This is a genomic window from Nitrososphaera sp. (assembly GCF_037447015.1).
GTDB lineage: Archaea > Thermoproteota > Nitrososphaeria > Nitrososphaerales > Nitrososphaeraceae > Nitrososphaera.
Map to the genome: position 1 here is coordinate 38,567 of NZ_JBBIHK010000006.1, position 19,240 is coordinate 57,806.

The 19,240-nt window shown below is 55.4% G+C and carries 18 protein-coding genes; 2 read left to right on the top strand and 16 right to left on the bottom strand.

Annotated features, from left to right (window positions below; translation table 11 throughout):
• Positions 1–5: 5 nt before the first annotated feature.
• The 4 genes from WKI84_RS03820 to purM all read right to left on the bottom strand — a co-directional run bounded on the left by WKI84_RS03820 (position 6) and on the right by purM (position 4,968).
• Positions 6–425 (bottom strand): hypothetical protein, encoded by a 420-nt coding sequence (locus WKI84_RS03820; protein WP_337862201.1) that lies wholly within the window; start codon positions 423–425, stop codon positions 6–8.
• 82 nt (positions 426–507) lie between these two features.
• Positions 508–2,166: a lysine--tRNA ligase gene (gene lysS / locus WKI84_RS03825; RefSeq protein ID WP_337862202.1), complete on the bottom strand. Its 1,659-nt coding sequence runs from the start codon at positions 2,164–2,166 to the stop codon at positions 508–510.
• Between the two features lie 6 nt (positions 2,167–2,172).
• Positions 2,173–3,858, bottom strand: a complete 1,686-nt coding sequence (locus WKI84_RS03830) for a tRNA uridine(34) 5-carboxymethylaminomethyl modification radical SAM/GNAT enzyme Elp3 (protein ID WP_337862203.1) — start codon at positions 3,856–3,858, stop codon at positions 2,173–2,175.
• 18 nt (positions 3,859–3,876) lie between these two features.
• Positions 3,877–4,968: a phosphoribosylformylglycinamidine cyclo-ligase gene (purM, locus tag WKI84_RS03835; RefSeq protein ID WP_337862204.1), complete on the bottom strand. Its 1,092-nt coding sequence runs from the start codon at positions 4,966–4,968 to the stop codon at positions 3,877–3,879.
• Positions 4,969–5,493: 525 nt separating this feature from the next.
• On the opposite strand from purM, the gene WKI84_RS03840 reads away from it, so the two are divergent.
• Positions 5,494–5,700 (top strand): hypothetical protein, encoded by a 207-nt coding sequence (locus WKI84_RS03840; RefSeq protein WP_337862205.1) that lies wholly within the window; start codon positions 5,494–5,496, stop codon positions 5,698–5,700.
• A gap of 219 nt (positions 5,701–5,919) precedes the next feature.
• On the opposite strand, the gene WKI84_RS03845 is transcribed toward WKI84_RS03840, so the two are convergent.
• From WKI84_RS03845 to WKI84_RS03895, 11 genes are all read right to left on the bottom strand, one after another.
• On the bottom strand, positions 5,920–6,876 hold the full coding sequence (locus WKI84_RS03845) for an urease accessory protein UreD (protein WP_337862206.1): 957 nt from the start codon (positions 6,874–6,876) through the stop codon (positions 5,920–5,922).
• On the bottom strand, positions 6,873–7,538 hold the full coding sequence (gene ureG / locus WKI84_RS03850; protein WP_337862207.1) for an urease accessory protein UreG: 666 nt from the start codon (positions 7,536–7,538) through the stop codon (positions 6,873–6,875). The genes WKI84_RS03845 and ureG overlap by 4 nt, the downstream gene beginning before the upstream one ends.
• Before the next feature lie 48 nt (positions 7,539–7,586).
• Complete coding sequence (locus WKI84_RS03855) at positions 7,587–8,330, bottom strand: urease accessory UreF family protein (RefSeq protein WP_337862208.1); 744 nt, start codon at positions 8,328–8,330, stop codon at positions 7,587–7,589.
• Positions 8,320–8,934 (bottom strand): hypothetical protein, encoded by a 615-nt coding sequence (locus WKI84_RS03860; RefSeq protein WP_337862209.1) that lies wholly within the window; start codon positions 8,932–8,934, stop codon positions 8,320–8,322. Before WKI84_RS03860 ends, WKI84_RS03855 begins: the two co-directional genes overlap by 11 nt.
• Complete coding sequence (locus tag WKI84_RS03865; RefSeq protein ID WP_337862210.1) at positions 8,934–9,332, bottom strand: hypothetical protein; 399 nt, start codon at positions 9,330–9,332, stop codon at positions 8,934–8,936. Before WKI84_RS03865 ends, WKI84_RS03860 begins: the two co-directional genes overlap by 1 nt.
• Before the next feature lie 10 nt (positions 9,333–9,342).
• Entirely contained in the window at positions 9,343–10,818 is a 1,476-nt protein-coding gene (locus WKI84_RS03870) for a TCP-1/cpn60 chaperonin family protein (protein WP_337862211.1), read from the bottom strand.
• Between the two features lie 346 nt (positions 10,819–11,164).
• Positions 11,165–12,892 (bottom strand): urease subunit alpha, encoded by a 1,728-nt coding sequence (ureC, locus tag WKI84_RS03875; protein ID WP_337862212.1) that lies wholly within the window; start codon positions 12,890–12,892, stop codon positions 11,165–11,167.
• A 22-nt stretch (positions 12,893–12,914) separates the two neighbouring features.
• A complete protein-coding gene (locus WKI84_RS03880; protein ID WP_337862213.1) occupies positions 12,915–13,283 on the bottom strand; it encodes an urease subunit beta in 369 nt (122 codons plus the stop codon).
• 115 nt (positions 13,284–13,398) lie between these two features.
• Positions 13,399–13,701: an urease subunit gamma gene (locus WKI84_RS03885; protein WP_337862214.1), complete on the bottom strand. Its 303-nt coding sequence runs from the start codon at positions 13,699–13,701 to the stop codon at positions 13,399–13,401.
• A 173-nt stretch (positions 13,702–13,874) separates the two neighbouring features.
• Positions 13,875–14,474: a hypothetical protein gene (locus WKI84_RS03890; RefSeq protein WP_337862215.1), complete on the bottom strand. Its 600-nt coding sequence runs from the start codon at positions 14,472–14,474 to the stop codon at positions 13,875–13,877.
• Between the two features lie 142 nt (positions 14,475–14,616).
• Positions 14,617–15,729 carry an urea transporter gene (locus WKI84_RS03895; protein ID WP_337862216.1) on the bottom strand — a complete coding sequence of 371 codons (1,113 nt, stop codon included), beginning with the start codon at positions 15,727–15,729 and terminating at the stop codon, positions 14,617–14,619.
• A 239-nt stretch (positions 15,730–15,968) separates the two neighbouring features.
• Here WKI84_RS03895 and WKI84_RS03900 point away from each other — a divergent pair, with 239 nt between their 5' ends.
• Complete coding sequence (locus tag WKI84_RS03900; protein WP_337862217.1) at positions 15,969–16,778, top strand: hypothetical protein; 810 nt, start codon at positions 15,969–15,971, stop codon at positions 16,776–16,778.
• A gap of 23 nt (positions 16,779–16,801) precedes the next feature.
• Here the strand turns inward: WKI84_RS03900 and WKI84_RS03905 are convergent, their stop codons facing one another.
• A complete protein-coding gene (locus WKI84_RS03905; RefSeq protein WP_337862218.1) occupies positions 16,802–19,183 on the bottom strand; it encodes a sodium/solute symporter in 2,382 nt (793 codons plus the stop codon).
• Positions 19,184–19,240 lie beyond the last annotated feature (57 nt).

Consider the following 19,240-nt stretch of genomic DNA (forward strand, 5'->3'; position numbering starts at 1 on the left):
TTCGGTTAGCGCAGCTTTTCCATCCAGTCGTCGTTGCGGTAGTTTTCAGGGTCGAGCCTGAACCCGCGTGCCTGCTCTGTCGGCACGTCGCTCAGCTTCAGGTTGTATTCCAGCTTTTTCTTTTTGAACTGCTTGTTGAGCCATATCACGAACCGGTCCTCTGTCGTGTTTGCCTCCTGCTTTTCAATGTCTGGGTAGAGGTCCAGCAGCAGCGAGATAAAGCCGGGGTCAAAGTACATGTAGAAAAAGTCCCATCCCAGGTATTTTTTGCCGACTGACGAGCACTCGACGTTTCCCTTTTCGCGCGCGCCCATTTCAAGAGTGGCGATGAAATCCATTATCCTGGCCCGTTCCTTTTCAAAGTCGATGCAAGAGCCTGCGACCACTATCGCGGGCGGCCTGTCGGCGAGCTTGCGGTTCACCAAGTCATGTACAGAGAGCCCTTTTCTCTATATAAGCCGATTGCCTTTTCCTTCTCATTCTCCTTACTGTTGTTGTTGTCGCCGGCTAGAGGTAACGGTCAAGGACCGAGCACACCCGCTCGGCGCCAAGGTCAAGGAAATAGTTGCCGATCCTCGGCCCCCGCTCTGCGTTCAGGAACATCCTGTAAAGAAGGGTAAAGAGCTCTCTTGGCTCCATGCCGTTTGCGCGCGCAATGTCAAAGACTTTGGACTGCAGCGCCTTGGCGTTTTCCGGCGTTTCAGGGATTCCGGAAAATTCGCCTTTCACAGTGTCGCGTATCTGCGCGACTGCTTTTTTCTGCGCGTCTGAAAGCTCGACTTCAAACTTTTCTTCCGCCCTGGCGTTGTCATCGGCCCAGTTTGACGCAAGGGCTATCCTGTTCATCAGGCCGTCCGTCTTGTCCTTTGCCATCCCGTACTTTGTCAGGCGCGCAAAGACCTTGTCGTGCCTGTCAGGGTCGCCTGCCGGATAGATGGCCGCCTGCTGCACCAGGAACCGGTATGGCGCGTGCGGGCCCGGCTGCTTGGGCGGGTTCAGCTTGTTGACGTATTCATAGATGCCCTTTACCTTGGCCAGCTTGGCAGCGTTTTCCTCCTTTTTCTTGCCAAAGTACAGGTCTTCATAGTCGTCGTACTCGTCCATGAGCGCCGGCACGTCGTCGAGCCCGACGTGGCGTGTGCCTGAGATGCGCTTGAACAGCAGCAGCAGTATCGACTCGGGCGTGCCGTACCTCAGCCACATCTGGGGCGTGAGAACGTTGCCGGCAGACTTGCTTATCTTTTTGCCAGACTTGTCAAGGAACATCTCGTACTTGACGTGGAGCGGGTGGTGGTGGCCCAGGATCTCGTCGCAGACCCAGTCGTTGACCCTGACCGAGTCCATGATGTCCTTGCCGTACGCTTCAAAGCGGATGTCAAGTGCCTGCCAGCGGGCGGCAAACTCGACCTTCCATGCGAGCTTGCCCTCCCCCTTTGAAATGTCGGCCGCGCCGGCGTGTCCGCAGCCCCTGACCTCCTGCTTGCCTATCCTGCCCCCCTTGCACGTGTAGAGCACCTTTTTCTCATCTGGGAGGTATTTTTCTGCAACAGCGGTATAGAGCCGGCCGCAGCCTGCGCACACTGGGAAATATGGCAGCACGCTCACGTACTTGTCCTGCCCCACAAACTCGGCTATCTTGGGCCCAAGCCGGGCGGTGTTCTTCAAGATGACATCGATCTGGCAGGCAAGCTTGCCGGACTTGTACGCGTCACGGCCGCTCTGGAAAGTGTATTTTATGCCGGCCCTGTCAAGGCCGTCAAGCAGCAGGCTGCTCATGTGCGCGCCGTACGAGGCGTGGCAGTCGCCAAACGGGTCAGGGATTTCAGACACGGGCCTTGCGATATGATCCTTGAGCCACTCGGGGAGGCCGGCAGGTATCTTGCGCAGGCCGTCCATGTCGTCGGAATACGCTATCAGCTCGGCCCTGTAGCCCATGTTCTGCAGCGCAAGCGCGATCCCGTACGCGCGCACTGCGTCGCCCATGCTCCCTATATGAGGGATGCCCGACGCGCCAAGGCCGCTTTCCACCCTTATCAGGTCCAGCTTGCGGCCCAGCTTTTTCTCCCTCTTTACCAGCGCGTCTGCCACCTTGTCAAGCCACGTGCCCTTGCCTATCAGGGGCTCCCCGCCCCCTTCTCTTCCTCCCTGCTGCGGTTGTACCACCATCTCTATCTATAGCACCTTTGAAACGTAGGGCCCGTCCTGACGGTACCCCCCGAGTTGTTTTTTATAGTATTCCCTGGTGCCGACTGCGCTGATGACTGCAATCTTGCCTGCGCCAAGCTCTTCCCTCGCTATCCTTTCAGCCTCCTGCATAAGTTTCATTCCATAGCCGCGGTGCTGGTACGATACCATCATGGGTCCGTCGCTTTTACTCCCCACGTTCACAACCTGCCCGTAGACGTGGAGCTCCCTGACTATGGCAGAATTGCCGCCGGCAAGCTCTGGCCTGTGCGACCTGCGCACGTGCCTCAGCCGCAAAAAGCCCAGGATGGTATCAGAGTCGCGGCTCTCAAACGACAAAAAGACCTCCTTGCCGCCAGAAGCGTCATAGTCCTGCCGCCTCATCACCACGTCTTCAGGAGCAGGATACCTCTTTTGCAGGCCGGCCTCCCTGCACCTTATGCACCTGCACCTGCGGCCCTGCGCGTGCAGCCGTGCAAGCACCAGCTGCCGCAGGTTGCCGCTTTTTGGCCCGGCTGCAATGTCCCCTGCTTCGATCTCGCGCTGGACGCGCATTATGCGCACGTACGGAGGCACGATTTTTTTCATCTCTACCAGCACGTTCGCAAGGTCGTCGTCTGAATACGCGCGGTAGGCGCCGCCTTCATAGAGTTTGTACAGGCCCGTGCCCTTGAGAACAAGCGTCGGGTAGACCTTGAGCATGTCTGGCCGGAACGAAGGGTCGCCAAAGAGCGTCCTGAAATCCTCGATGTCTTGCTCTGGCGACGAGCGCGGCATGCCGGGCATCATGTGCGCGACTATCTTGTAGCCTGCGTCCCGGGCGACCCTGAACGCGTCCCTTACGTCGGCAAGCGTGTGGCCCCTGTTCACGGCCCTGTATACGTCGTCCCGGAGGGACTGCACGCCTATCTCCACCCTCGTCGCGCCGAGCTCGAGCATCAGGTCGACGTGTGGCTCCTTGCAATAGTCAGGCTTGGTCTCGATGGTAAACCCGACGCAGCGGTTTGCCGCAGTCTCGTTTGCGGCCATGGCCTCCTGCAAGGTAGGCGAGCGGAATCCATTCAGGGCGTCGTAGCATGACTTGGCAAACTCCCTCTGGTATCCGGCGGGCATGAACGGGAACGTGCCTCCGACCAGCACTATCTCGGACTTGCCCGTGTCGTGGCCCCGCGCCTGAAGCTGCTCCAGCTTGGAGCTGACCTGCATGAATGGGTCGTAATCGAACTTTTGAGCGGCCCTCGTGGCCGGCTCTGTGCCCGTGTAAGAGAGAGGAGTGTTGACTTCGATGCCGCCGGGGCAGTAGATACACCTGCCGTGCGGGCACTCGTACGGCTTGGGCATCACGGCGATGACAGCGACCCCGGAGGCCGTTTTGGCCGGCTTGACCATCAGGAGCCGGCGGTACCCGCTGTCCTTTGCAAGGTAGCGCAAAATGTCCTCGTTTGCCGGCATCGTCGCAAGGCGGTATTCAGAGGCCGCCTCCCTTGCCAGCCTGCGCACGTCTGCAACAGACAGAGGGGAAGAAGAAGAGCTTTTGCCGTCGTCAGCAGCGGTGGCGGCGGCAAGCCTCTCTGCTATGGCCATGCATGCCTGCTCGTACGTGCTGTCTGGCTGGGCAGCAGAAGCAGCGGCAGTAGTAGGTGACGGCGGCGGGGACAAGGTATTATTTTTCAAAACGCCTTCTTTTGCATATTAGTTTTTGGAACTCTGCAGGTCGTGCATCCTGCCGTCGCCCAGCTTTGCCTCGACGCTGCCGGCGCCCCTTTCTATCCTGCCTACCACCCTGCACGCCATCCTGTGCTTTTTGAAAATCCTGATGGCAGGCTCGGCCTCTTCCTTTGGTGCGACGACGCAAAAGCCGACTCCCATGTTGAACGTGCGGTACATCTCGGCAGCCTCTATCCTGCCGTCGGACTGGATCTGCCTGAATATGCCTGTGGGTGCAGGCAGGCTGTCCAGGACGTACTTGACGTTCCGGTTAAGCCTCGGGAGCTTGGTGAAAGAGCCGCCTGTGATGTTGGCAAGGCCGTGCACCCGGATTTTGTCCAGGAGCTCCATGACCGGCCTGACGTAGATCCGAGTCGGGGCCAGCAGCTCCTCTCCCACGGTCTGCACAAGGTGCTCGGCGTTGTCGTCGACAGAGTATTTGGACAGGAGCACCTTGCGGGCAAGCGTGTAGCCGTTAGAGTGCAGCCCGCTGCTTTCCACGCCCAGAATAACGTCGCCGGGCTTTATGGCGCTACCGAGCATCGGCTTTTTCCCCTTTTTCACTACGCCCATCACCATGCCGGCAAGGTCGAAGGCGTTTTCCTGCCCGGCGATGATGTCAGGCAGGACTGCTGTCTCGCCTCCGACTATGGCCATGTCAGACTGCCTTGCACCTTCTACAAGCCCCCTTGCTATTTCTTCTATGAGCGCCTCGTTAGGCTCCCTCAGCGCGATATAGTCGATAAAAGCGACCGGCTGCGCGCCGACGCAGATTATGTCGTTGACGTTCATGGCGACGCAGTCGATGCCCACCGTATCGAATTTGTTCATGAGCTGGGCGACCAGGACCTTTGTGCCGACGCCGTCAGAGTGGAGGGCGATTGTCTGCCCTCCCAACTTTACGAGCCCCGCATAGTGGCCAAAGCCAGAGAGGACCCTGCCCTGCGAGATCATCTTGTGAGTGGCAGAGATTATGCCGCCGAGCGATTCCTGTGCTGCGCGTACCTTGCCCACGTCGACGCCGGCCTCGCGGTAAGTCATGCCCTTCTCCTCCCCTCTTTCCCCCTTTTTCTTCAAACCACGCTAGGTAGCCCCAGCTCTCTATAAATACAGAGCTAGCGGCAGCATAGGAAATAGAGAGATAAAGAAATGGAAGATGAAGTTACGCTTCAGACGACGTCTCTCATCAAGACCGTTTACTGCAGTCGCCCTACACGTATTTTGCCCATGTTACTATTGCTTTGCTATTGTTGCTATAATTCTTTAAAATGACGAAAACCATTCTAGAATATGCCCGATACGAACAACAGATACGGGTGCGACATATGCAAGACTTCTTTCAGCAGCCATGAAGCACTGATTCACCATAACATAAATGCCCATGGCGCAGCCTTGGGTGCCCAATTAAGGCAGAGCGAAGAAATCCAGAAGCAGCGGGCGCACGAATAACCTTCGCACTATAACAAAAAGCGCGCAGTGCACGACCTTTTCTTTCTTGCGTCTTTCTCCCCAACAGCACTGCTTGGAAAAGATGGCAGGTGTGTAGGCAGATAACAAATAAAAATACGGCATAAATCTGCCCGCTGCAAACAACGTACTGTTATGGAGAGCGAAGTTATTATGCAGGCTGTCTTTGACTTTGAAAAGATAACTGTCAGCGTTCGCATGTTCGGAGGCGACGTCTTCGTCACGAGGACGTTTGAAGGCACGGACGTTTACGGCAGGTTCCTCGATTTCCTAAAAGAGCAATTTGGCAAAGGGAATGCCGTACATGCGTTGATTGCTGTACAGGATAGCGGCAGCGGCTAGCAGAGATATGCTAATAGCATTGCTACATATATCAGAAAATATCATTTGAACGCATTTGACAAGAGCATCAGAGGCATCACAGCATGGTGCGAGGATTGCGACTGCGTTTTTGACAACAAATGGGAAGTGGAGGAGCACCGGGACGGGAAGGGTCACAGAATAAAGGTGACCGAGTTCTGGATCACCGGCCGCAGATGAGCAAAAAGCAGAAGGCGCTCATCAACCCTTCCTTATGCCACTGAACGGGGCGTCGAGGATTGTCTTCCTTGCTATCCGCACCCCCTCAAAGACGGCACTCCGGAGTGTGCTGAATGTGTCGCCGAGCATCCTGACCACCAGGCCTGACTCGTTTGGAAGTATGCTTGCACCGGCATAGAGGTTCTCCTTTGGAAGCTCAGACAGCATCGTGTTTACTTTGCTGTTCAGCTCCTGCACGTACTTTTTGGGAGCAAGTATGTACAGGTTCCCGACGGTGTCGTAATTTTCCATCACACCAAACACCCTCATGTCCCTCTTTTTCGGCTCCATCACAGCTACATCCATGAACCGCAGGGCACCATCCTGGTTTGTGGCATGGGCTTTCATGTAGCAAATGTCGTACGCAAATGACTCGCCCCGGGCCACCCTGCCAGACGCCATTATCTCTGAATAGAGCATAGTCGCATTGTCGTGGACGCGCAGGTTAGTGACCTGGTAGAAGCGCGAGTCTACGTAAGGTATTATCTGGTCAGGAATGTATTCAAAGTAGCAGCCATCGTCAACGTCGATGTTCACCATCTGGGTCGCAAAGTTCTTTTCCATTCTGTAGATACGCGTTGCCCCTTGCGTGGTGATGTGGGCATAGGCCTTGTTCCGAAGCGTAATGTCCATCCTATACCTGTCGCCCTGCAGTACGCCGCCCGACGGCGATATGATGTAGAGGTACGCCATCGGGGGGAGTGCCTCTTCGAGGTAGAGGGCACGCTGCGTGTAGAGCGGCACCTTGGAATACTGCTCCTTTACCGTTGTCTTGTCGCTGTAACTGTCCCTCTCCAGCCGAAGCACGAGCCCGCCCAGTTTGCCGGGTTTGCCGACCTCGAGCTGATCGAGCTTGGCGCCGTACGCTTGCACCTCTGCAGGTATGGGGTGCGGAGTATAGTGCTCCAGCTCTCCTACGGCAGTGATGGCGGCAGTCATTGCGGGGCCACGGCCTTTGGAGGAGACTCGAACAAGACATCTCTGATTATATGGTCGGCCACCTTCTGGACCCCTTCGCCGGTTTTGCAGTTAACAAACACAAACGGCTTGCTGCCCCGGACGATTTTGGAGTCCCTCTCCATAATGGAGAGGTCGGCGCCAACCAGCGGCGCAAGGTCTATCTTGTTTATGACAAGCAGGTCGCATGTCTCTATTCCAAGGCCGCGCTTGCGCGGGTACTTGTCGCCTCCCGACACATCTATGATGTATATGAAATAGTCAGCAAGGGCAGGGCTGAAGGTAGTCGTGATGTTGTCGCCTCCGCTCTCTATCATTATCAGGTCCAGGTAACCGTGCTTGGCCTCCATCTCTTCTACAACAGAGATGTTCATCGACGGATCCTCCCTGACTGCAGTGTGCGGGCAGCCGCCTGTTGCAAGTCCTACGACCAGTTCCTCAGGCATCAGGTGTTGCCTGACGGCAAGGTTTCGCCTCATCCTGTCGGCGTCCTCACGGGAGACAACATCGTTTGAAACGATGCCCACCTTGTATCCCTTGGAAGCTAGGATTGGCACTACCATCTCTATCAGCATTGTCTTGCCAGAGCCAACCGGCCCGCCTATCCCCACACGAGGAATCCTTTTTGTTGCTGCTGCGCTCATGTATCTCTCTTTCCTCCTCTTCTCTCTCCATCTTTTGATCCCCTTGGCTCAAGTAATAAACATTTTAGAGGCCATTTTTTCATGCGACATCTGCACGAGGTCTATTTGGGGAACAAACTGCCACATCTCCTCTATCGTCTTGTCGATGTTGTCGTTCACCGCTTTTACCATCACCGGCTTGAGTTCGTCGATTATTTTCTGGCCGTCAAAGTGCTGGAACATTCCGAGGCGTAGTGCCGCCCCCACCATTCCGACAGAGAACGAGTAGAGCATGGCAAGTCCGGCCTTCTTCTTTGGAACCGACATAGCGTTGCAAGAGACTGCCAGGGCCACAGGGTAGGGCCCGTATGCACGCCCCTGCTTTATCGCGGCGGCATAGTCGTTCATCATCTTGCTGCTGGTAACAAAAGAGTTGACGCATCGGAGCATCTGTGTCCCCGATCTGGCAGAGGCGTTGCGGATCTCCTGCACAAGCTTCATAGCATGGAGTGTCCTGTCGACCTTGATGAGACTCTCAAGGTCAGAGCTGGCCGCAAACCGGTAGGCGTTGCCAAGAGCCGCGGTGTCTGCCGGCCCCATCTGGCGCTCTATAAAGATGCGGACAAGATCTGTAAACTCGGCAGGCTTGAGCTTGCGCCCGCTGTAGAACAGTGCTTCTAGCCCATTTGATGTCGTGTACATGCCCGTTGGAAAGAAAGAGTCGGCCAGCTGCATTATGCTCAGGTCTGCCAAGTCGCTGTTGCTGCCGCTGTTGTTGTTGCTGGTGGCGGCGGTTGTGCTGCTAGTGCTCATGTACATCCATCCCCTCCTCCGGCTCGAAGACAATCTTGTCACCACTGATCTCCAGATGCTCGTTCATGTGCCCAAAGAGCTTGCGGAACATGTCAAGCTCTGATTCTGCCTGGATTGGAAAGTAGATCCTGTCCCCTTCAAGCTTGATTGGACGATGAAGGTTGCCTATGGTGTGGCCTATCCTCACAGGGATTTGCAGCAGCATATTATCTTCGTCGTCGTGGTGGTGATGATGGCCATGTTCGTGATCGTGCGAACGAGAGTGGTTACTGTGGCGGCCGTGCAGGGTGTCGCGCTTTATCTTCACCACTGCAACTCTCTCGGGCTCTAGCTCGACTACGACCATCCTGTTATCTGCCAGGAGCACCACGTCTCCATGTCGCAGACGGCTTCCAGGCGGCAGCGTGATGGCGATATCTGTCCCCTTGTCGGTGGACTTGCGCATCCTCACCCTCTGGGACTCCATCCGGTGTATGCGAACTATTTCGGTCATCGAGCGCGCCGACATCTGGCGGTACCGCTCCTGCATAGGCTTGTCGCGCCGGATGTTGCCAAGAACAGAGTTCACGGTTATCATGTTGCTGGCAGTATTGTTATTTCCCATCACACCGGCAGCTCCTTCTCCTCCTTTTTCTTCTCCTGTTCTCCCGTGTTCGCTTCGGCCATATTCGCCCTTACTGCCCTTATCATTTCCATGAGTCTCTGCGTATAGTCAACAGGCCCATAGTGCTGGTACGCGGACCTGTCAATGGTGGCAAAGATCATCCCATTGTCATCTATCGCCACCTGCGCGCCTGTCTCAAATTTTTCTGCTATCACGCATGTCGTAACCCTGTGGTCGGGAAAGTCCAGATTCAGGTGGGAAGCAGGGTCGATGAGGCCGGACATGCTTTCAATTCTGCCGGCGCGCACTGTGACGTGTCTTATCCTAAGCGGGTCTTTTACCACCATGGTTCCCGTGTCAACGTTTGACTCCTCGACGCAGTGTCTGATGAGCACCATTGCACCATCATTACCTCTTGGTCTCAGTCATCGCCTGCGCGCTCAGGTCTTCCGCCGCGAGGTTCCTGTCAATGCGGAGTACAGACTTGGCTATCTCGCCGGCAGCCTTGAGCGCTGTAGTCTTGACCATCAGAGGATCAACCACGCCTATCTTCCACATATCCACAGGCTCGCCGGTATTGATGTCTATGCCGTACCCCGGGGGCGAGGTCTTGGCCATCATCACCTTCTCGAGACCATTAAAACCTGCATTGGCTAGTATCTGGCGCATGATGCTCTCAAGAGCGGATGTCACCACTTCGAGGCCGACCTGCTCCAGCCCCTTGAGCCTCATGTCCTTGACCTTGTCGATGATGTGAAGCTCTGCAGCACCTCCCCCGGGCACGACGCCCTTGTTCAGGGCAGCCTCTGCTGCGTTGATACCGTCGATAGCTGCACGCCACCTCTCAAGCGAGGTCTCCTTGGTGGTCCCCGAAACTACCATCGTCACCATGTTGCGCCCCCTGCCACCCTCTATGTATATGATGCCATTGTCCTCATCTTCATAGATGCGCTCGGCCCTCCCAAGTAGGTCGGGCTTTTTCAGGTCCTCGCTCACCCTAGCAGGCCGGGCGCCGGTATAGCGTATGAGATAGTCGAGCTCTTCTGTTGATACCCTTGCGGCAAAGACGCCCTTTGCCACCAGCATGTCCTCGACTGCCTGGTCCACCTCCGGCGAGGCTATCAGGACGGCGTTTGCCCCCGTCTTGAGCATAGCGTCCACCGCCTCGCGAGACTTGGCCATCCTATCGTTTTCCATCACCAAGATCTCTTGGTAGTTCTTGTTTTCCTTGACCCACGACTCTTTGACCGGCTTGAGGTCCATCCTCGTTATCAGTATCTTTACGCCCCTTACCTCCTGCGGCAGCTCCGGGTCGAGCCTCTTGCGCTCAAGCACAACGCCGTCCACCACCTGGTCTTCCATGCTGGTCTTGCGCAGAACCATTATCGCCTTGCCAAAGTCGTACTCGCCGCCATTGTACTTGGCGTTCTCGCCCACGGTCCGGAGCGCCTTTATGACCATCTTGGCAAGCCTGGCGCCGTCCAGCTTGGACGACAGTGATGTATTCACGACATGCTCCAGTTCAGGCGAAGTTATCGAAATCGACTTGGCCTCTGCCTCAAGCAGCTGGCAGGCGTGTCTCACGCCGCTTTCGATGCCCTCCACGACTTTAGTGGGGTGGACGCCAAGCTCCTTCACTAGCCGCTTGCCTTCCTTGATCATCTCGGCAGACATGACAACCGCGGTGGTCGTTCCGTCCCCGACGAGCTGCTCCTGCCTTTCTGCTATCTCGACTATCATCCTTGCGACGGGATGGATGGCCTTGAGCGAAAGCAGGATGGTGACGCCGTCGTTTGAGACGTGCCTGTTCATGGCTTGGTCTATCAGTAGCTTGTCGAGGCCCTTTGGGCCAAGGGTTGTCCTGACGCAATCGGCCACGGCCATGACTGCGTTTGAATTGGACTCTAGAGCGTTATACTCTACGTGCTCTGCTATTGGACGCCAGACTCCATAATTTTGTGCAGACATATAGTGGCGAATGTCGGTCGATCGAGATAAAGATATTTCAGATATGCCAAAAAATTGTGTTTCCAGGACAAGGAATTGAAAAATAAAGAAAACGGCGTATACGAGAGGTATGGGCGGGTGGTTGAGAGAGAGAGAGAGAGAGACATCACACCCCCGCCCTTTTCCCTCCCCCTCCGCACGCATCACCTTAGAGAAAGAGATGTGCGTTCTGGCGGATGCCCCTCTTTTCTTTTTCCTGCTGTCGTTGTTATTGGTGGTGCGGCTATGCCATAAAGTAGCGCTGTGCCAGCGAGAGCTCCTCCGCAGGTCCCACGGTGGCAATCTTGCCGTCCAGCTTAACTTCGTACGTCTCTGGGTCGATGGTTATCTCAGGTGTTTCGTCGTTCCACATCATGTTCTTCTTGCTGATGTTGCGGCAGTTCTTGACAGGCAGACAGGTCTTTTCAAGGCCCAGCTTTTGCGGAACGCCCAGCTCCATCGCCCTCTTTGAGACAAAGGTATAGCTGGTCTTGTGCATAGCCTTGCCAAAGGCTCCAAACATGGGCCTGTAGTAGACAGGCTCGGGCGTCGGGAGCGACGCATTGGGGTCGCCCATTATCGACCATGCGATAAAGCCGCCCTTGAGCACCATCTTGGGCTTGGCAGGGAAGAAGGCCATCGGATACATTACAATGTCTGCATATTTGCCGACCTCCAGTGAGCCAAGGTAGTCAGAGACGCCGTGGGTTATCGCAGGGTTTATCGTGGTCTTGGCGATGTACCTGCGTGCGCGAAAGTTGTCGTTATCGCCTGTCTCCTGCTGGAGCCTGCCCTTCATCTTCTTCATCTTGTCCGCAGTCTGCCACGCGCGGATGACGACCTCGCCAATCCTGCCCATGGCCTGGCTGTCTGACGAGTACATGCTCAGTACGCCTTCGTCGTGCAGCACGTCCTCCGCCGCGATGGTCTCTGCCCTGATCCTAGACTCGGCAAACGCCACGTCCTCTGCCACCGCGGGATTGAGATGGTGACAGAACATCAGCATGTCCAGATGCTCGTCCACAGTGTTCTTTGTGTACGGCCTAGTCGGGTTGGTCGAAGACGGGAGCGCAAAGTTCTCGCCTGCTATCTTCATGATGTCCGGCGCGTGCCCGCCGCCTGCCCCCTCTGTGTGGTAAGTGTGGACAACCCTGCCGTCGATCGCGTTTATCGTGTCCTCGACGTATGCGCACTCGTTGATCGAGTCTGTGTGGATTGCAACCTGCACGTCTGTCAGGTCCGCCGCTTTGAGCGACGCGTCGAGCACTGCTGCCGTGGTACCCCAGTCCTCATGGTCCTTCAGCCCGCATGCTCCGGCCTCAATCTGCTCAAGCTGAGTTGCAAGTGTCGGATGTGAGTCATTGCCCTTGCCCAGAAATCCCCAGTTCATGGGAGTATCCTCGACTGCCTCTAGCATGCGGCTCATATTGTATATGCCAGGAGTGCATGTGGTGGCGTTGGTACCGTCTGCAGGGCCAGTCCCGCCTCCAATCATATTGCATATGCCGTTGCTGATGCCGTCAAGGTACTGCTGCGGCGAAATCATGTGTATGTGCGTGTCAAAGTGACCGGGCGTGCATATTGTGTGCTCGCCTGCAGTGGCCTCCGTACAGGCAGATACTATCATCTTGGGATCCACCTTGTCCATCGTGAGCGGGTTGCCTGCCTTGCCGATGCCGGCTATCTTGCCGTCCTTGATGCCAATGTCTGCCTTGACAATCCCGAGCACAGGATCGAGTATCACCGCGTTCGTGATTACAAAGTCGAGCGCGCCGTTCTTGTTTGTGACGCCGGGCGTCTGCGCAAGGCCGTCCCTCAGTGTCTTGCCTCCGCCAAACACACACTCGTCGCCAGGAGTAATCAGGTCTTTCTCTATCTGTATTATCAGGTCCGTGTCCCCAAGCCTCACCTTGTCGCCAGTGGTAGGACCAAAGAGATCAGTGTATTGCTTGCGTGTTAGTTTCAACACCATATCTTTTTCTCGCTCCTCTCTCCTATGCCCCGTTAAAGCCCAGTTTGCGGGCTTTTTCGACTGCCTGGCGCATCACCACGCTTGAGTTCAAGCTCCCCATCGTCAGGCCGTTGAACCCATAGCAGACCCTAGAGCCGCCTATCTCGCACAGTTCGACTTCTTTTGTGTCGCCCGGCTCGAACCTGATGGATGTCCCTGCCGGGATGTTGAGCCTGTAGCCAAACGCCTTTTCTCTTGGAAAGTCCAAGGCGCGGTTCACCTCAAAGAAATGCGTGTGCGACCCTATCTGGCATGGCCTGTCTCCCTTATTCCTGACCATTATCTTGACGGTCTTTCTGTTGGCGTTGCAGAGCACGGGTTCGGGCGCTAAAATATACTCGCCGGGCATCATTGTGCTCCTCTCCTCCTGTTTTTTTTTACCAAGGGTTTTTCTTTTTGCGGTTTTTGCTTGGTTACCATTTTTCTTTTCTCACTACCATCCATCCATTCATTCATACACACATTCACTACTGAACTGGATCATGCACGGTGACCAGCTTTGTCCCGTCGGGGAAGGTTACCTCTACCTGGACGGTGTGAATCATCTCCGGTACGCCGGCCATCACGTCGCCCCTCTTCAGGATATTTCTGGCAGACTGCATCAGCTGTGCAACTGTTTTTCCCTCTCTTGCGCCCTCGACGACGTAATTGGCTATATAAGCCACCGCCTCTGGGTAGTTCAGTTTTATCCCGCGCTTTTTACGCCCTTCAGCGATCTGGGCAGCCGTCCAGATCCACATTTTTTCCATCTCTCTTGGTGCAAGCATCATTGTTGCATGACCTCGAAGTAGAATATCGCGAAGTGAACTATTTTAGATTTAGAAAACGAAATAGTTCAATAGGGTACGCCCGGGGCAGGCGGTCTAAGCCCTTGCAAATCTGATTTAGCCGACGTCGACTTAATGTTACGCAGTGTACGCGCTCGCTCGCTCACACACCATCATTATTTTTCTATGACCCGCATCGGAAGGGCCACCGACAGCCAGAAACGTATGGATCCATAGGGCCCGTTTTTGTTCACCGGCAGGGTGAACCTGTAGGTCTTGCCGCTTCCGCCAGCAGAGGCGGTAATCGTCAAAAAGTTGGATACTATAGCCCTGCCCATCATGTTGGCCACGGTAGTCTCCCAACCCTTGCGGAGCGATAGCTCATCGATGTCTGAATAGAGGATAGCTCTTTCAAAGTTCTCGCTCAGGATAAGCTCCTCCGGATTCAGGTTCGCCTGCTTTCTTATCCTTGCAGGATCCATGTTTTTCGTAGTCAAAAGGTACGGGTACGGTGCAAGACCGGCGACAAATCCAAGGTCGGCAAACTTGGTGAGAAAGCTTTTGCGTGACACTATTACCCGCTCGGTGGTAAAGTCCAGCGCATAGTTCCTCGACCATCCGCCATTTTCCTCGGACGAGAGCCGCAGTATCACCTCTTCTATGCCGTTTTCCCTGCACCAAGAGATCAAGGTTTTGACCTTGTCCGAGTCTGACCTGCCAGGCTGCAGGCTTTTTCCTGACTGCTCAAGGAATCTTTCAAAATCTGCAGGTTTCATTTTGCTCGGTCTCCACCCCTGAAGATGGTTGCGTGAAAATAAAAAGTTGAATAAAGAAAAAGCAGGCAAGGAGTTGCTTTTTGAACTCCCTGCCTTCTGCTTCTTTTACTGCCCTGTTCCCTTCCTTTCTTCCCTCTCTTTCCTAGGGCCTCGACCATCCGATACCTGCAGGGATGTTCTGGAAACCCGACGTCGCCAGCAGGAAGACCCATGCCGTGAATACGAACGGCCCCGTGAGCGCCGGCAGCCCCCACTGCCCAAAGAACCTCTGTAGGGCAGGCATCAGGAACGAGCAGCCTATGGTGGCAAAGACTGCCATCATGAAGGATTGGGGCGTCAGCGGCACAAAGCTCGTCAGGGCTATCATCACGAGCACCTGGTTGAACCCGTGCAGCCCAAGCCGTATCTCGGCGGTCGGCAGCTTGGTCAGTATCGCCATTGCCACGCCTATCCCAGAGCCAAGCAGCGCCATCAGGCCGGCAAGATACAGGGGTGAAAACTCGTCCCACTGCGCGGTGTAGGCGTTTGTCCACCACGGCCGGTCCTGCACCCCGGCGATGAATGGCGCAAGTTCAAAAGCAAGTGTGAGACCCACAACCCAGAACACGCCGGTCTTCCAGTTCTCCACAAATGTGACCTGCGAGACACCCTTGAGTGTAGCTATCATGAACTCTTTGACAGTCCACTTGAAACCGTCGTTCGTGTTGGGGTTGTTGCTGCCCGCTATCAGCTCCTCCTTCTGAGGGGGCGGGGGCGCGGGCCATATGTCGTGGCCAAACCTCTTTGAAGCATACATCAGGGCCCAAGTGGTAAAAATGAATGACGATGTAAAGCCAGGGATGGCCCACGACTGAGCCAGACCATTGAGGACAAACAGATCCCCCATCAGGTGGGAAAAGGCCATCCACGTAAACGCCGTGATGGCTGCTCCAAAGATGGATATGAAGAACGTGGCCTTGTTGGCCTTGACAAATGGACCTGACCAGAACGCCATTCCGGTAAGTATAGAGTTGTATCCAAACAGACCAAACGTCACCAGCCCATACGGGGCGCCCGCCAATATCGCCACGCCGGCTCCGATAAGGCCTGCAAGTACCATCATTGCTCCTGCCTTGCGCGATGCCAGGAACACACCTGCTAGGATCAGTACGCCGGTGATCGGTGAGCTGAAGAGAGGCACTTCCGCAATCCCGTTGAAAAGGGTGTATAAGAAATCCAGCAGCGGATCTCCTGTAGAGTATGTTGGGACAGCCATTGAATTTTTTAGTGAATAGAGCAGAGTTTAACAATTTGTAAACAAGCAGAATTTATTAATCAAAATTTGATCGTGTGTGCACTCGCGCAGAAAAACAGGTCACCAATTAAGTCGACGTCGGCTAGATTTTTTGCTTCGATTTATAGCTGAGGCCGCGGCATCCCGCAGTTGTTATATTAAACGTCCCAAAACCAGCAAAGTTAATGTTAACAGCGCGACAACCTTGTCGCTGAACTTTTATGGTGCTGGAGATGCTCGACGCGCTTGCAAAGCCGTTGTCAGATGCATTCCAGCTTGTCGAGAGCAGCATCCCGGTAACCGCGCCTGCAGGCATACTGCTGCTGGGCCTCGTGACCGGCCTCAGGCACTCCTTTGAGCCAGACCACATTGCAGCGGTCTCGGCGATGGTGGCCTCCTCAGAAAAAGGCGGAAAGAAAGGCGGCCTCAGGAGTGCGCCGATACTGGGAGCAATATGGGGCGTCGGCCACACCGCGTCGCTCTTTGCCGCCGGCCTTGTGGTCCTTCTGCTTGCAACCGCGGTCCCAGAGTGGTTGAGCGCCAGGCTAGAATTTGGCGTGGGAGTTATGCTCGCCATCCTTGCTGTGACTACGATAACAGGATGGAGCGTCGGAAGGTTCTTCTGGGGCATCATCAGCCTGAATGCCCGCCACAGGCACATCCACAGCCACGGTCAGCTTGTCCACGATCATAACCACAATCACGCGCACGACGGCGGACATGCCCACGCACACAAATCGCTCATAGTAGGGATCGTGCATGGGCTTGCAGGCAGCGGGGCGCTAATGCTGTTCGTGCTTCCGGCCATACACTCCGTCCCGCTCGGCCTTGCGTACATAGGGATCTTTGGCGCAGGATCGATAGCAGGCATGGCTGGAGTGAGCACACTGTTGGGAATCCCGTTTGCGAGGCTCAGCGGCAACTCTGTAAAGGCAAGGCTAGTACTTCGCTATGTTGCAGGCGTCATAACGCTGGCCATAGGAGCAGGCCTGATGTACGAAATTGCGGCCGGCGGCCAGATCTTCCAGTAAAAACCCTGCCGCCTATCCCTTCTTCAATGCACAAGCGTCACAGGGATAGAAGACACCAGCTTGAGCACGTTGCGGGTCACGCTGCCCATCTCCTCTCTGGTATTGCCAAGCCCGCTGATCCCCATGACTATCATGTTTGCCCCCACCTTTTTTGCGACATCCACTATCTGGGAGGCAGGATCGCCTAGCTTGACTATTCTGATATAGTCGCCGCAAGCCCTGCGCACCGTCACAACGCTATTGAGAAGCACCCGCCCCTCCTTCTCCATCCTAGAAGTGAGCTCCTCGTCTACAGGGTTCTCGTTCTCCTCGGTCCATGGGATGACATACATGAGGTAGATCTTGGCGCGGCTTGTAGCGTAGACGCTTGTTGCAAAGTCCAGCGCCCTGAGCGACTGCCTCGACCCATCTAGCGCAACGAGTATCCTTTTTACGCCATACGCAGGCTCGTCGCCACCGGCCGCTGCTAACGACGACGCTACAGAGTCGTGCGGATGGTAATGCGGCTCTCCAGGCACGTCCCCAGTCACTGCGGCAGATCGCGCATTGCCTCTCATGTTGCTTGTTGTATTGGCTATCATCCTCAGTGCCTTCAAGATGCCGACTCTGGACTCGACCAGCGGCAGCAGTATGATTATCGCCGCCGCAAGCCCTGCCCATATCACCACCAGCCAGACCCACAGGGAATAGATAGGCTCAGAAAAGACATAGCCGGAAAAGTAGAGGGGAACCGGCCACGCCACCACCAGCACCAAGGTGAGCGCTATTGCGACCTTGTAGCCGGCCTTGGATGATCTTTTTAGATAGTCTTCGTCCTCTTTTTCAAAGAGACCCCTTATCTTGCCGTCGACTATCATGATCTTTTGCTTCATGAGACCGAAGTCAAAGTTCTCGGGCCTCGCTGCACTCCCGAACAGAGCGACAGCCGCGCCGACCAGTATCGATGTGGCGTTGCCTGCCAGGAGTGGTACATCCTTCCCTGTCGTTGTCACAGAGACCTCTCCATACAGAACGTAGGCACTTGATGCCCACACGAACAGGCCGCATGCCAAGCCGGCAAGAGTGCCGGCTGTGGCCGAGAGCTTGTTGGTCTTTTTCCACAACACGAGCATGACGGGAACGACTGCAGGCCCTATCAGTATCCCCATAGCAAGGTACACATACTGCAGACTGACGCCTATCTGCAGGAGAAGGAGCGCAAGGACGCCCATGCCTATCCCAAATACAAGGATAGAGTAGCGCGAGATGCGCATCATCTCCCGGCCGCTTGCTGAGGGCTTGACATACGTTCTGTATATGTCGTAAGTGATAAGCGACGAGACTGAGACAAGCTCCGCCGAGCCGGCGGAGGTAACTGCGGTGAACAGTATCGCAAGTATAAGGATGGCCCCCAGGTCCCCAAGCACTGTCGATGCCGCCGTTGGGGCAACCAGACCCATGCTTATCTGCTCCTGCGTTAGCTGCACATTGACCGCAACCGCGGCAAGCCCGAGCGTCGTTGCAAGCGAAAACGGGATGGCGAACCACGCAAGGCCTCCTATGAGGAATCCCTTAAAGACCGAGCGGGGCCGCGCCGCGATTGCGCGCTGCCAGTACGCTTGATCTACAAAAACAGTTCCGAAATTGCCCATGATGTTTATCACGCCAAAAATAAGGGCGCCGGTAGACGCAAGCGTGAGGTAGGAGCCAAGCGAGTTACCCTGTACCGGGCGCAGCTCTGCCGCGGCGCTCAGCTTGTTAAACATCCCGGCTATCCCACCTACTTGGGGATTGACAAAATACACAGCTGTCACGAATATGAGGATGACTATGAAGAGAAAGACGCTGTTCATGTACTCTGCAAGAAAGGTTGCCTTGAGCCCTCCAAACAGGGTGTAAATTATCACGCCGACCGGGATGAGAAAGGCGGCAAGGGAAATGTTTATCCCGGTTAGCGCGCTCACAGCAGCCGCGCCCCCAAGCACAAGCATCGCAGTCACAACAGTGTTTGTCATCAGCGCGAAAAAGAGAAAGACCTTGTGCGAGCTCTTACCAAAGCGTGCATAGATTATCTCTGGAAAGGTGTGCGACGACGGCGCCTTGCGCTTCAGCTCGATCGCAAGGATAGCAAACAGGACGACCTGTATGCTTGCTCCGGCGGCATACCAGAACGGTCCGCTTATGCCAAACTGGTACGCAACAGTCGATGACTGGAGGAGCGTCGCAGTCCACGTCCATGCAGACAGGACTGAAGAGGAGACGAGCCCTACCTTGACGCTCCTGCCAGCAGTGGAGAACCACTCGAAGGTCTTCTTGGTGCCCAGCCATTTGGTCTCCACCCGAACGATGAGTGTGACTGCAAGCGCCATCACGAGCCCCACTCCAAGCAGGATAAAATACGCAATTCCTTCAGATAGGCTCGTCAAAGTGCAGTTGGGTGGATCAAATATATATTTAATATTTAATAACTTGTGTGCGATTTA